General features: G+C 73.0%; 8 protein-coding genes. 3 read left to right on the plus strand and 5 right to left on the minus strand.

Annotation, left to right across the window (positions count from 1 at the left end):
* Window positions 1-63 precede the first annotated feature (63 nt).
* Complete coding sequence (locus ACOJTC_RS14755) at window positions 64-1,656, minus strand: arabinofuranosidase catalytic domain-containing protein (protein ID WP_420117293.1); 1,593 nt, start codon at window positions 1,654-1,656, stop codon at window positions 64-66.
* 159 nt (window positions 1,657-1,815) lie between these two features.
* Entirely contained in the window at window positions 1,816-3,648 is a 1,833-nt protein-coding gene (locus ACOJTC_RS14760; RefSeq protein ID WP_420117294.1) for an RICIN domain-containing protein, read from the minus strand.
* A 326-nt stretch (window positions 3,649-3,974) separates the two neighbouring features.
* Here ACOJTC_RS14760 and ACOJTC_RS14765 point away from each other — a divergent pair, with 326 nt between their 5' ends.
* A complete protein-coding gene (locus ACOJTC_RS14765; protein ID WP_420117295.1) occupies window positions 3,975-5,693 on the plus strand; it encodes an amylo-alpha-1,6-glucosidase in 1,719 nt (572 codons plus the stop codon).
* 13 nt (window positions 5,694-5,706) lie between these two features.
* On the opposite strand, the gene ACOJTC_RS14770 is transcribed toward ACOJTC_RS14765, so the two are convergent.
* Window positions 5,707-6,720 carry a LacI family DNA-binding transcriptional regulator gene (locus ACOJTC_RS14770; RefSeq protein WP_420117296.1) on the minus strand — a complete coding sequence of 338 codons (1,014 nt, stop codon included), beginning with the start codon at window positions 6,718-6,720 and terminating at the stop codon, window positions 5,707-5,709.
* Window positions 6,721-7,158: 438 nt separating this feature from the next.
* Here ACOJTC_RS14770 and ACOJTC_RS14775 point away from each other — a divergent pair, with 438 nt between their 5' ends.
* A complete protein-coding gene (locus tag ACOJTC_RS14775) occupies window positions 7,159-7,686 on the plus strand; it encodes an RICIN domain-containing protein (RefSeq protein ID WP_420117297.1) in 528 nt (175 codons plus the stop codon).
* 69 nt (window positions 7,687-7,755) lie between these two features.
* Entirely contained in the window at window positions 7,756-9,993 is a 2,238-nt protein-coding gene (locus tag ACOJTC_RS14780; RefSeq protein ID WP_420117298.1) for an ATP-binding protein, read from the plus strand.
* Between the two features lie 3 nt (window positions 9,994-9,996).
* Here ACOJTC_RS14780 and ACOJTC_RS14785 read toward each other — a convergent pair whose 3' ends face one another.
* Together ACOJTC_RS14785 and ACOJTC_RS14790 are read right to left on the minus strand one after the other, a co-directional pair.
* Window positions 9,997-11,127: a helix-turn-helix domain-containing protein gene (locus ACOJTC_RS14785; RefSeq protein WP_420117299.1), complete on the minus strand. Its 1,131-nt coding sequence runs from the start codon at window positions 11,125-11,127 to the stop codon at window positions 9,997-9,999.
* 164 nt (window positions 11,128-11,291) lie between these two features.
* Window positions 11,292-12,761 carry an RICIN domain-containing protein gene (locus ACOJTC_RS14790; RefSeq protein WP_420117300.1) on the minus strand — a complete coding sequence of 490 codons (1,470 nt, stop codon included), beginning with the start codon at window positions 12,759-12,761 and terminating at the stop codon, window positions 11,292-11,294.
* Window positions 12,762-13,021 lie beyond the last annotated feature (260 nt).

The following is a 13,021-nucleotide window of genomic DNA, read 5'->3' on the forward strand; positions in this document are numbered from 1 at the left end:
CGTCGACGGCCGCCGCGCCGGCCGCCGTGGACGGTGACCGGCGCGACGACGACGTGTGGTCGATCAGCGGTAGCCGGCGGCGGTGATGTTGGCCTGCACCGCGTTCTCGGTGGCGTCCGAGGGGTAGCCGGCGACCATCGCCCCCTCGTAGAAGGTGCCGGCGCTGAGGTTCGCGCCGCCGTCGGGCTTGCAGCAGTCCCCGCCGCTGCCCAGGATGATCGCGCCCTGCTTCTTCATCGGGCTGTAGCCCGGCGGCAGCGAGCCGTCGTAGACGGTGTAGAGGCTGCCGGACTGGGCGTCGCTGCCCTTGATGGCGAAGCGCGAGGTGCCGTTGTTCTTCAGGGTGGCGGTGACGAACTTGCTGGTGAAGGCCCGCTGGTTCGGGTTCCAGGAGCTGCTGCCGCCGGGGAACAGGCCCCACTCCAGGTCGGCCTGCACCCACGGGCCGGAGCCGGAGCAGCCGCCGAACCAGCACTGCTTGCTGAAGTTGATCGCGTCCATCGCGCCGGCGGCGTCGGCCTTACGGGTGGTCTCGCTGTTGCCGTAGTCGAAGCAGCAGCCGTTGTTGACGTGGGTGCCGCTGGTGACCATGTACATGCCCTCGGGCGCGGCGCCGGTCGGCACCCCGGTCAGGTGACCGTCGCGCCAGTAGCTGTTGCCCGGGTTGATGTAGAGCGAGTACGCCTTGGCACCGCCCACCGTGAGCGACTCCGAGGTCGCCACCGCCGGCCGGCTCTGCGGCGACCCGGGCACCACGCTGGAGCCCTGGTACCACAGGTCGTTGCCGCGACCGGACTGGTCGAACACGACGGTCACCACGCAGGTGGTGCCGGTGCAGAACGAGTCCTGCGTGGCGGCGTTGGCGGTGCCGCCGGTGCCGGTCAGCCCGATGTTGCGGGTCGTGTTGTCCGAGGAGCGGCGTACCTGGTAGAGGTTGCCGGTGTAGGCGGCGTAGAGCGCCCGGGTGGTGCTGTGCGCGGCCACGCACGGGGTGCCGCCGGCGGCGTAGATGTCGCACGGCAGGGCGCCGGCGGGCGGGGGAGTGGTCGGCGGCGGCGTGGTCGGCGGGGCGGTGGTGGGCGGGGTGCTCGGCGAGGTCCACTGCTGGTTGGCCTGACCGTTGCAGGTCCACAGCAGGATCTTGGTGCCGTTGGCGGTGCCGTTGCCGTTGGCGTCCAGGCACAGGCCGGACTGCACGCCGACGATGGTGCCGTTGGCGTTGACGTTCCACTGCTGGTTGGTCTGGCCGTTGCAGTCCCAGATGATCGCCGCCGTGCCGGCGGTGGTGCCCCGGCCGTTGGCGTCCAGGCACTTGTTGCCGTACACGGTGAGCTGGCGGCTGGCCGTCCAGGTCCAGGTCTGGTTGGCCCCACCCTGGCAGTCCCACAGTTGCGTCTGGGTGCCGTTGGTGGTGCTGGAGTTGGGGACCTCGAGGCAGCGCCCGGAGGCGGTGCCGACGATCCGGGTGCTCTGTCCCGGCTCGATGGCGGCCATCGCCGCGGCGGCGGCCTCGGCGGCCGGCGAGGTGAGGCCGGGCGTGGCCCCGGCGATGACGAGGAGGCCGGCCAGCGCGCCGACCAACAGGGTCAGCCGGTGTCGGCGGCGGGACCGGGGGACGGGACCGGGGACCGGTCCGTTCGGGGACGGGGTGCGCACGGGGCGGCTCCTTGGTGCGTCGACGGGGTGGGCCGGGTGGACCCGCCCTCGGGTGGTGGCGGCGAATCGGTTCGCCAGCCCTCCCAGGATCACCCAATACAGTGACGTAAATCAATTTGGAGGGGGTGTGTCCGGCCCCGGTCGCGCGGGGCGGCGGTGTCACCGGCCCCAGAGCCGCCAGGTCTGGTTCAGCGGGCTGCTCTGGCTGACCGGCGTGCAGGTCCACTGCAGGATCCGCGCCTGGGCGGCGGTGGAGACCCCGTTGACGTCGACGCACTTGTTGCTGTGCCGGGCGACGAGCTGGTAGTCGTGCGGATCGTTGCCCCCGTAGGTCACCCGGCGCAGGGTGAACTGCTGGTTGGGGCCGTTCTGGCAGGTCCACTGGTCGACGGCCGCGCCGTCGGCGGTGGACGCCCCGCTGACGTCCAGGCACCTGCCGCTCTGCTGGTTGACCACCGTGTACGTGTCGGCCACCCCGGCGACCGGCCGGAAGTTCCACACCTGCTGGTCACCACCCTCGCAGGGGAACTGCTGCTGGGGATTGCCGTCGGTGGTGCCCGAGCCGGTGTTGTCCAGGCACTGCTGGGAGTGCTGGGCCACCGCCACCGACGTGAAGCCGGTCTCCGTGGGCGGCAGCACGGTGACGGTGTACGTGTCGTTCTGGTTGCCGTACGGCAGGGTCACCGAGGCGGCGTTGTTGGTCAGCGTGACCACGGTGTTCGACACCGTGACCGGCCCCTGCACCGCACCGCCGTTGTTGTACGGGATGCGCTGGGTGAGCACCCGCACCTGGTTGTTCTGCACGATGCCGCTGGTGGCGTCCAGCCGTTGCAGGTTGACCGTCAGGTTGCCGGTGGTCCGACCGCCGCCGACCAGCACCCTCGCCGTCCCGGTCGTCCTGGTGGCGAAGGCGTCGTAGGACGGGCTGGGGGTCACCGCGACGATCTGCCCGGTCTGCGCGGCGTAGTAGCGGTAGACCCACCACTCGCCCTTGGGCTGGTGCTGGCCGGCGGCGTTGCGGACCAGCAGGTTGCCCAGGTCGTTGTGCAGGTTGCCGGCGCTGGCCCAGTTCGCCCGCAGGCCGTCCGCGCGGGCCCGCTCCAGCCGGGCGACGTACCAGGCGCCGTCCGCCGGGTTCTGCTCGTTGGACGCGCCGTACTCGTTGATCTGGTACGGCCGCGGGTGGGGGATGCCGCGCGCGTCGAGGGTGGCGTTGGCCGCGGCGACGTTGGCGACCGGGTCGCCGGGCAGCGAGTGCCAGCTGACGATGTCCGGCACCGTGTTGGTGGAGCGGACGAAGTCCAGGTACTGGTTCCAGAACGCGTGGTTGGTCGACGGCACGCAGGCGCAGCTCGGCCCGACGATGAGCTGGTCGGGGAACTCCGCCCGCAGCCGTTGGTAGGTGCGTCGCCACAGTTCGAGGTACTGGGAGATCGGGCGGTTCCAGAAGATGGTGATGTTGGGTTCGTTCCAGATGTCCCACTGCACCCGCAGCCCGGCAGCCCGGACGTCGCCGATGAGCCGGGTGAGGAAGTTGTCGTAGTCGGTCCAGTTGCCGTTGTCGCCGGGGAAGCGGGAGATCCCCGCGCCGTCGGCGCCCCACAGGTCGTGCGGCAGGATGATGAACTGACCGCCCAGGGCGGCGGTCCGGCGGGCCTGGGCGAGGGTGGAGTTCCACCGGCGGTCGTAGTTTCCGCCGACCCAACCGCTGCCCGGCAGCTGTGCGCCCCCGGCCCGCATGTACTGGAACCTGACGTCCCGGTAGAAGTGGTCGGCCGGGCCGCTGGCGTTCTCGGTCATGCCGTAGATCCAGCCGGAGGCGCGGTAGGTCGGCGTGCCGTCGGCGCTGGCGAAGTTGACGCTGATCGACTCGTCGGCGGCCCGGGCCGGGGTGGCGGCGACGGCGGTGGCGGCGACGGCGAGCAGGCCGACGGCGATGCGGGTGGTGATCGCGCGGGCTCGTCCGGGCCGGCGGTGGGACGGGATGTTCACGGCGGCTCCTTGTGGGGCGTGGGGACGCTCTCCGGGAGGGCTTCGCATGCGAATCGATTCGCAAGGGATCGTAGAGCGGGATGATGAAGGATGTCAATGTAATGACGGTGCGGTGAAGGGTATGTTTCCGCAGATGATCTGCCTGCCGGCCAGCCAGGAGCACCTGCTGGCCCGGACCGGCAGGGGTCGTCCTTGACCACCGGGCGCGGGCGGACCTATCTTCGTTCGAATCGATTCGAGGCTTCGGTTCCGTCGTCCGCCGCCGGTGGCCCGACGTGGCACCGTCGAAGGCTGACCACCCGAACCACGAAAGGGCGTCACCCGACATGACCGTCGCACCGTCCGGCCCGGAGTTCTCCCTCCAGGACGTCCCGTTCAGCTACCGCGGTTCCTGGTTCGACATCTCCCCGGTGGTGGCCGAGAAGACGTACGCCGACGACCTGCACCTGGTCTCCCACCAGACCGGCATGCACCCGGTGCTGCGCCTGGCCCCGCACGCCGACGCCACGGTCGTCGCCACCCCCGCGCTGCTCACCTGGCGCGACGGCGACGGCCGGATCGACGTCGGCTACCAGGGGCCGGACACCCTCCGGCTGCGGGGCCGGGGGCTCGGCCTGCGGATCGCCGCCGCGGCGGGCACCCTCACCCCGTTCAGCGGGACCTACCTCTACCGCGACCCGGTCGACGGCTCGGCCGTGTTCACCTCCTACGAGACGGGCCGCCGCTACCGGGTCACCGGGCTGTCCGCGCCGCTGCACAACGTCGTGGGCGTCGAGGCGCTCGGCGTCGCCGACCGGTGGCTGGACCTCCCCGCCGACCGGCCCTGGGAGATCGCCATCGAGGAGTACGCCACCGCCCGGCCCCCCTACCGGCCGACCGGCACCTTCGACGAGCTGTACCGCGAGCGCAGCGCCGAGTTCGCCGCCTTCGTCGACGCGGTCGCCCCCTGGCGCGACGTCGACACCCCCGCCGCCGAACTGGCCGCGTACGTGCTGTGGTCGGCCACCGTCGAGCCGGGCGGTTTCGTCACCCGACCGGCCGTGCTGATGTCCAAGCACTGGATGGACAAGGTGTGGAGCTGGGACCACTGCTTCAACGCGATCGCCCTGGCCGCCGGCGAACCGGACCTGGCCTGGCACCAGTTCCACCTGCCGTTCGACCACCAGGACGCCGGCGGCGCACTGCCCGACTCGGTCACCCACTCCGAGGTGCTGAACAACTTCGTCAAGCCGCCCGTGCACGGTTGGGCCCTGGGCCAACTGCGCCGCCGCCTGCCCACCCCGCCGGACCGGGCGGTGCTGGCCCAGACGTACGACCGGCTGGCCCGGTGGACCCGGTTCTGGCTGGACGCGCGCCGCGCCCCCGGCAGCGACCTGCCCCACTACCAGCACGGCAACGACAGCGGCTGGGACAACGCCACCACCTTCGACGACGGCCGGGTCCTGGAGACCGCCGACCTGGCCGCCCTCCTGGTCAGCCAACTGCGCTGCCTGGCCGACCTCGCCACCGAGCTGGGCGGGCCCGCCGCCGGCTGGTCGGCCGAGGCGGACCGGGTCCGTACCGCCCTGCTGCGCGACCTGTGGGACGGCGAACGCTTCACCGCCCGCAGCCCGCACACCGGGCGACGCCGGGCCAGCCGCAGCCTGCTCGACCTGATGCCCGTCATCCTCGGCGACGACCTGCCCGCCCCGGTCACCGGTGCGCTGGCCCGGGGCGTCGCGGCCCACCTGACGACCCACGGGCTGGCCACCGAACCGACCGACTCGCCGCACTACCTCGCCGACGGCTACTGGCGGGGCCCCATCTGGGCCCCCTCCACCGTGCTGGTCGAGGACGGGCTGCGCCGGGCCGGGCACACCGCGCTGGCCGACGAGATCGGCAGGCGGTTCCTCGCCCTGTGCGAGAGGTCCGGGTTCGCCGAGAACTTCGACGCCGAGACCGGTAAGGGACTGCGCGACCGGGCGTACACCTGGACGGCCAGCAGCTATCTCGTGCTCGCCGCAGCCCGGCAGGAACGCCGGAACCCACCGGTCACCGGGTCGTGACCGCCGGCCCGGGTCAGTGGGACCGGGCCGGGCCGGTGCTGGACCGCAGCGAGATGGGCGGGGCGTAGAGCCGGTGCCGGGGCGTGCCGCCGGGCGCGGCGATCAGCTCCAGCAGCAGCGCCACCGCCTCGGCCCCCATCTGGCGCATCGGCACGTCCGCTGCGGTCAGCGGCGGGTGGAAGTCCTCGGCCCAGTGCCGGGCGGCGACCCCGGTGACGGAGAAGTCGCCCGGCACCGACAGACCGGCGGCGTCCAACGCCCGCCGCATCCCGGGCAGCGCGGCCTCGTTGAGGGTGGCCACCGCCGTGACCTGCGGGTGGTCCGCGAGCAGTTGCGCCACGCACGCCTCGCCCGAGGGGGTGTCGTCGCCGCAGCAGACGTCGACACCGGTCAGGCCCCGCTCGGCGACGGCCGCCCGGAACCCGGCCAGGGCGCGGTGGCTCGGGCCGTAACCCGCCGCTACCAGCTCGGCGGACCGGTTCACCAGGGCCACCTGGCGGTGTCCCAGGTCGGCCAGGTGGTGCACGCAGCGGGAGATCAACGTCGCGTAGTCGACGTCGATCCAGCTCATCCCGTGCGGTTCAGCCGTCCGGCCGATCGTCACGAACGGCACGCCCGCCGTCGCCAGCCGGGTCACCCGGTGGTCGGTCAGCCGGATCTCCATCAGCACCACCCCGTCCACCCGCCGTCCGGTGACGATCCGTTCGAACGACCGGTCGTGGTCGCCGCCGGAGGGGGACAGCAGCACGTCCAGGTCGTGCCGGGCGGCCGCTTCGACGACGCTGGCGACGAAGCCCAGCTGCATGTCGGTCAGGCGCTGGCTGGCCGGCGGGATGACCAGCCCGAGGGTGCGGGTACGCCCCTCCTTCAACGCGCGGGCGCTGGCGTTCGGCCGGTAGCCCAGCTCGTCGATGACCGCCTGGATCCGTTGCCGGGTCGTCGCCGACACCGCCCGCTTCCCACTCAACACGTAGGACACGGTGCTGCGGGACACTCCGGCCCGCCGGGCGATCTCCCCGATGTTCATTTCCGCCCTCAACGCCGAATTCCGGCAGCGGCGCGGGAATGCGCCGTGCTTGCGAGGAGCATAACGGTTCCGCAATTCGACGCCGGCACAGCAACAGTTCCGACACGTGCCGTGGCCAATCCGGCGATACCGATGGTCGTGGCCGCCGAGGTCAGCCGGCCCGCGCCGGGCGAAAGGCGGCGTAATATCCGGCGCGAAAAACTGACGTTAATGGTCTGACGTCTGACGTCGCACCGGCGGCGGCCGACAAATCGTCCGCACTCGGCGGCAGTTCCCGGCCGGGCCCGGTGACGTCACGAAAGGGCGACCGCACCGGTGGGCGGACCGCTGAGGACGCCGCTTCTTGCCTGCCGTTCTGCATGGCCTCCATCGGCAGACGTCGGTGTAATCGGGACAGCCGGGCGGCAGTGGTCCGGACCGACGACAGGAGGAGCCATGGTGACGGTCAGGAGGGGCAACACGACGTGGCGCGGGGTTCTCGCGCGACTGACCGCGACGATGATGCTGGTCGCGGGGGCGGCGGTGGCGTCCGCCTCCCCGGCGGCGGCGGGCTACGAGTTCACCGGCCAGTTCCAGAACTTCGCCACCGGGATGTGCCTGGACAGCAACAGTGTCGGATCGATCTACACCCTGCCGTGCCAGGCCGGCAACAACTGGCAGACGTGGACCGTCACCTCGGCGGGCAAGGCCCCGTCCGGATACGACCGGGTGACCATCCGCAACCGGCAGACCGGCCGGTGTATCGAGATGTGGGAGTACGGCGGCCCGCAACAGCACGCCTACGAGTGCACCGGCAGCCTGAAGCAGCAGATCGAGGGCTACGGTCCGAACTGGAACCAGGTGTCCCTGCGGCTCAACTACTTCGACACCCGCTACATCTGCGTCGACACCCACGGCAGCGGGGAGGCGTACGCCCGGGCGTGCAACTACGGCGGATACCAGACGTGGCGGCTGAATGGTCGGTGATCCGACCATGCGGTAAGTCACTGGTCTATGTGTGGCACCGCAGGTCGGTGATCTGTGAGGGTGTGCCCGGTGAACCCGATACCGAGCACACCCGAACGGCCGTCGCTGGGCGCCGTGCTGCGGGCCCACCGGCTGGCGGCGGGCCTGTCGATCGAGGGGCTCGCCGAGCGTTGCGGGGTCAGTGTCCGGGCGATCAGCGACATCGAACGCGACCGGGTCCGTCGCCCACAGCGGCGTACCCTGACCGTCCTGTGTGACGTCCTCGACGTGCCGGACGACGCGCGCCGCCGGCTGGACGAGGTCACCTCCGACCGGCCCGCCGGCTGCGAGCCACCCGCCCCACCGTGCCACTTCACCGGGCGGGCGGCGGCGCTGCGTACCCTCGCCGACGTCGCGCGCCGGCCGCCGGGCGACCGGCAGCAGGCCACCGTGGTCGTCGTCACCGGGCCGGCCGGGGTGGGCAAGACCGGCCTCGTGGCACGGGCCGCGACCGACCTGGCCCCGGAGTTCCCCGACGGCTGCTTCTTCGTCGACCTGCGCGGCATGGACGACGTCCCCACCCCGCCCGGCGAGGCGCTGCACCTGCTGCTGCGCGCCCTCGGTGTGCCGGAGCGGCGGATTCCCGCCGGGCTCGACGAGCGGGCCACGGCGTACCGGTCGGTGTTCTGCCAGCGCCGGGCCCTGGTGGTGTGGGACAACGCCGCCGACGAGGCCCAGGCGAGGCCGCTGCTACCCGGGGCCGGGCCCGGTCTCGTGCTGGTCACCAGCCGGCGACGGCTCAGCGGCCTGGACGTCGCCCGGTGGCTGTCCCTGGAGCCGTTGCCGGCCGAGGAGTCGACCGCGATGCTGCGGGCCATCGCCACGCCCGACGCCGACGCCGACCCGACCGGGTGGGCGGAGCTGGCCCGGCACTGCGGGCACATGCCGTTGGCCCTGCGCGTCACCGGGCAACGGCTGTCGGACGAGCCGGGGCTGTCGGTGGGGGAGCTGAACCGGCGGTTCAGCGGAGAGCAGGCCCGGCTCACCGTGATCGACGCCGGGGCCGCCGGCATCCACACCGCGCTGAGCCTGTCGTACCGGCGGCTCGGGGTGGACCTGCGGCGCACCTTCCGGCGGCTGTCCCTGGTGCCCGGCCCGGACTTCGGCCCGGAGCCGGTCGCCGTGGTCGGCGACGCCGACGTCGAGGAGGCCGAGCGACGGCTGGAGGCCCTGGTCGAGAGCGGGCTGGTGGCCGCCGTGCCGGCGGACCGGTACGGGCTGCACGACCTGGTCCGGGAGTTCGCCGGCGACCGGATGACCGCCGAGGAGCCGGCGACGACCGGTGCGTTGCGGACCACCCTGTTGCGGTGGTGGCTGGCCCGCACCACGGCCGCCGGGCAGCACTTCGAGCCGGGCGGCCCGGCGTCGCTGACGGAGTTCCCGGACCGGACGGCGGCGGCCGGCTGGCTCGACGCCGAGCGGGGCAACTGGTTCGCGGCGCTGCGGTCCGCCGCCACCGACGGCCTGCACGAGCAGGTGGTCGACACCGTCGACGCGCTGCACTGGTTCTCCGACAGCCGGGTGCACCTCGACGTCTGGCCGGAGGTCTTCCGGTTGTCCGCCGGCTCCGCCGCCCGGCTGGGCGACCCCCGCACCGAGGCGGTCCACCTCAACTACCTGTCCTGGGCGCAGGCGATCTGCCAACGCGAGTACGCGCGCAGTGTCGCCACCGCCACCCGGGCGCTGGACCGGGCCGTCCGCGCGGGCGACCCGGCCCAGCAGGGTTGGGCGCTGCTCTACGCCGCCAGCGGCCACACCGGGCTGGGTGAGCACGCGGCGGCGCTGCGGCACCGGCAGCGGGCCTGGGTGATGCTGCGCCGCGCGGCCGACCCGGAGGGGCTGCCGCAGGCGATGGCCTCGCTCGGTTCCTCCCTGCTGGCGCTGGGCAGACCCGCCGAGGCGCTGCGGGTGCACGAGCGGACGCGTCGACTGCTGCGCGATCCGGACCACCCGATCGCGGCTTTCGCCCGGGCCTCCACCGACGCGTTGACCTGCCGGCGCATCGGCGACGACCTCGCCGCTCTCGGCCGGTGGTCGGAGTGCGTCGCGGTCCGGCGGGAGGCGGTGTCCGGGTTGCGCGCGACCGCGATGCCGGCGATCGAGGCGCTGGCCCTGGTGGAGCTGGTCGAGGCGCTGCGTCGCACCGGGGAGACCCGGTCGGCCCCGGCGTACCTGGCGCGGGCGATCGCGCTGGCCGACGACTGTGACGACCCGGACCTGGCCCGCCGGGCCGGGGACCTGCTCGCCGAGCTGTCCGGGACCGGCTGAGCGTCAGGTGCCGGGTGCCACCCGGGCGAAGGCACAGACCAGCGGGTGGGGCTGGTAGCGGTGGTCCCGGCCGGCGGTGAGCCAGCCCCGTTCGGCCAGATCGAGGAAACCCGCCTCGGCGGGCGCGGGCCCGACCAGCCGGGGTAGCAGCCGCAGGGCGCGCCGGGCCGGCGACGGCAGCCCGGCGTACGCCCGCTCGAAGGCGTCGCGGACCGACAGGTCCCCGGCGACCAGCGCGCCGAGCACCCGGTCCGGTCGGGTCAACCGGTCGATCAGCCACTGCGCGCTCCACTGCGGCCGGGTCAGCAGCCGGTTCGCGGTCACCCGCAGGGCCAGCGGCAGACCGGCGCAGCAGGCGGCCAGCTCGGCCACGGCCGGGGCGGGAGTGCCGCTGCCGTGCACCATCGCGGTCAGCGCCGCCCGCGCGTCGGCGGCCGGTAGCGGCGGCACCAGCCACCGGTCGGCCTCCGGCAGCCCCGCCAGCGGCTGCCCGCCGGTGACCAGGGTGACGGCGGCGGCGTCCGCGGGGAGCAACGGCCCGACCTGGCGGGTGTCCCGGACGCCGTCCAGCACCACCAGCATCCGCCGGGCGCGCACCAGGTCGCGGTACGCCCCGACGGCCTGCGGGTCCGACCCGGTCGACGCCGTCGTGGCGGCCGGCAGCAGCCGTCGCGCGATCGTGGCGGCGGTGGCGTCCCCGACCGGGCCGAGGAAGCGCACCCCGTCGGGGAACCGGTCAGCCAGTCGGGTGGCGGCCTGGACGGCCAGCGCGGTCTTGCCCACCCCGGGCAGGCCGATCAGCTGTACCGCGTGGCGGTGGCCCAGCCGGGCGGTCAGCCAGGCGAGGTCGGCGTGGCGGCCGGTGAAGTGGGGTGTCACACCGGGCAGCCCGGTGACCCCGCCGACCTGCTCGTCGGCGGTGCCGAGCCGGCCGGCGTCGGACCCGTGCAGCCCCAGGGCCGTGCCCAGCGCCAGCAGGGTGCCGGGGTGCGGGCGGCGGATCGTGTGCCGCTCGATCCCGCCGATGGTGCGGGCGCTCACCCCGGACCGGGCGGCGAGTTCCTCGATGGTCAGTCCGGCGGCGGTCCGCAGTGACCGGAGCCGGTGGAGCTGTTCCTGCGTGCTGTCCCGCACCCCGTACCCCCGCGAGGACGTCTGCTGTCCGGTCCAGTAGACGTCGGCGCGGGGACACGTGGGGTGAGGGAATCGTCACACCGGGTTTCGGTGCTGGTGGGGCACGGGGCGGTCGTCGTCCGCCGTCCCGGCCTGCGGGAGGCGGGACGGCGGACGGGGTGCGGTCAGGCCACGCGAACCCGCTGCCACTGCTGGTTGGCGCCGGTGCCGCAGGTGTACTGGATCACCCGGGCGCCGTCGGCGGTGGAGTAGCCGCTGACGTCGAGGCACCTGCCGCTGTGCCGGGCCACGAGCTGGACGTACCCGGAGCCCGCGTCGCGTACCTGCCACTGCTGGTCGGTACGCCCCGACTGGCAACCGAACTGCTGCACCGCGGCGCTGTCGGCGGTGGATCCGCCGGCCACGGTGAGGCACTTGTCGCTGTGCCGGGCGACGATCTGGACGTAGCCGGAGCCGGCGTCGCGTAGCTGCCACTGCTGGTTGGTGCCGGTGTTGCAGCCGTACTGGGCCACGGCGGCGGCGTCGGCGGTGGACCGGTCGAGCACGTCCAGGCACTTGCCGCTGTGCCGGGCGCGCAGCGTGTCGAAGGTGTAGCCGCCGTCGACCCCGGAGACCGCGCCGGTGGCGGTGTCGATGGTGAGCTGCGGGAACCAGTTCATGGTCAGCGAGGTGGCGGTGGGGAAGTTCAGCGGCAGCCAGACGTACCGGGACTGGTTGACCGGGCCGCCCGTCGCGCCGGCCCAGCGGTCGCCGAGATAGAGGTACGAGGTGGCGGCGCTGCCCTGCACCGGCAGCACGTACGCCGACTGGGAGTCGTAGGTGGTGCCGTCGGCGAAGTTCGTCGGGTTGGTCCAGGTGCCACCGACGCTGCTGGCAGTGGCGTACCGGGCCTGGTTGGGCGACCAGCCGGTGGCCCCCGAGGTGACCAGGAAGTAGACCCCGTTGCGTTTGAACATCGCCGGGGCCTCCCGGTAGTTGTCCGGCCACAGCGTCCGCACCAGCGACGCGACCCCGGTGTAGTCGGCGGTGAGGCGGTAGATGTTCAGGTCGGCGTTGTTGCGGGTGGCCGAGATCAGGTACGCGGTGCCGTCGTCGTCGCGGAACACGGTCTGGTCCCGGGAGTCGTGGCCCAGCGGGCGGAAGCTGCCCAGGTAGCGGTAGTTGCCGTCGACCGTGCTGGAGGTGGCCACCGCGACCCGGGCCTGGTTGTAGTCGACGCCGTTCTCCCAGTGCATCCAGAGCACGTACTGGCCGGTGCTGGCGTTGTAGATCACCTTGGGGCGTTCGATGTTCGCCGTCGCCAGCTCGCCCGCCGAGGACTGGGTGAGCACGTTGTTGCGGAACTCCCAGGTGCGCAGGTCGGTGGAGCGGTAGACCGACACGTACCGGAAGGTGTTGTTGTCGTTGCGGTTCTCGCCGAACCAGTAGTAGTAGTCGCCCACCTTGATCATGCCGCCGCCGTGGGCGTGCACGCCGGCGCCGTTGGTGTCGGTGAACTGCGTGCCGTTGACCACGGTGACGGGCGCGGCCCGCGCGGCGGGGGCGGTGAGGGTCAGCGGGACGAGCACGGCCGCGCAGGCGGCGAGGGCGAGGACGATCCGGCGGAGGGTGGTGGGGTGGGGCGCGGCAGGCATGGGCCGCCTCCTATGGCGGTGGGCGCGAGGTGCCCGCGGGGACGCGCGGGCCCTTTTCTCGACCCTCACGATATGCGGTGGAACCGATCTATGTACATGTATCGATTTTGTTTGCGGCCGGGCGTTCGCGGGCGTGGGTGTGGCCGGTGGTCGGCCCGTTCGTGGCGGTCGCGGTTGTCGGGGTCGATTCGCCGCCGCCCCGCACGTGTCCGATTGGCGGCAGGAGGGTGGATTGGCGGACCGTCGACCGTTCGCCTGAG

This window comes from Micromonospora sp. (assembly GCF_048594385.1).
In the GTDB taxonomy this organism is placed as follows: domain Bacteria; phylum Actinomycetota; class Actinomycetes; order Mycobacteriales; family Micromonosporaceae; genus Micromonospora; species Micromonospora wenchangensis.

Bases quoted from the DNA above. Each gene is read 5' to 3' on its own strand.
- ACOJTC_RS14765 (WP_420117295.1), top strand. From the start codon at position 3,975: ATGACCGTCGCACCGTCCGGCCCGGAGTTCTCCCTCCAGGACGTCCCG.
- ACOJTC_RS14790 (WP_420117300.1), bottom strand. From the start codon at position 12,761: ATGCCTGCCGCGCCCCACCCCACCACCCTCCGCCGGATCGTCCTCGCC.
- ACOJTC_RS14770 (WP_420117296.1), bottom strand. From the start codon at position 6,720: ATGAACATCGGGGAGATCGCCCGGCGGGCCGGAGTGTCCCGCAGCACC.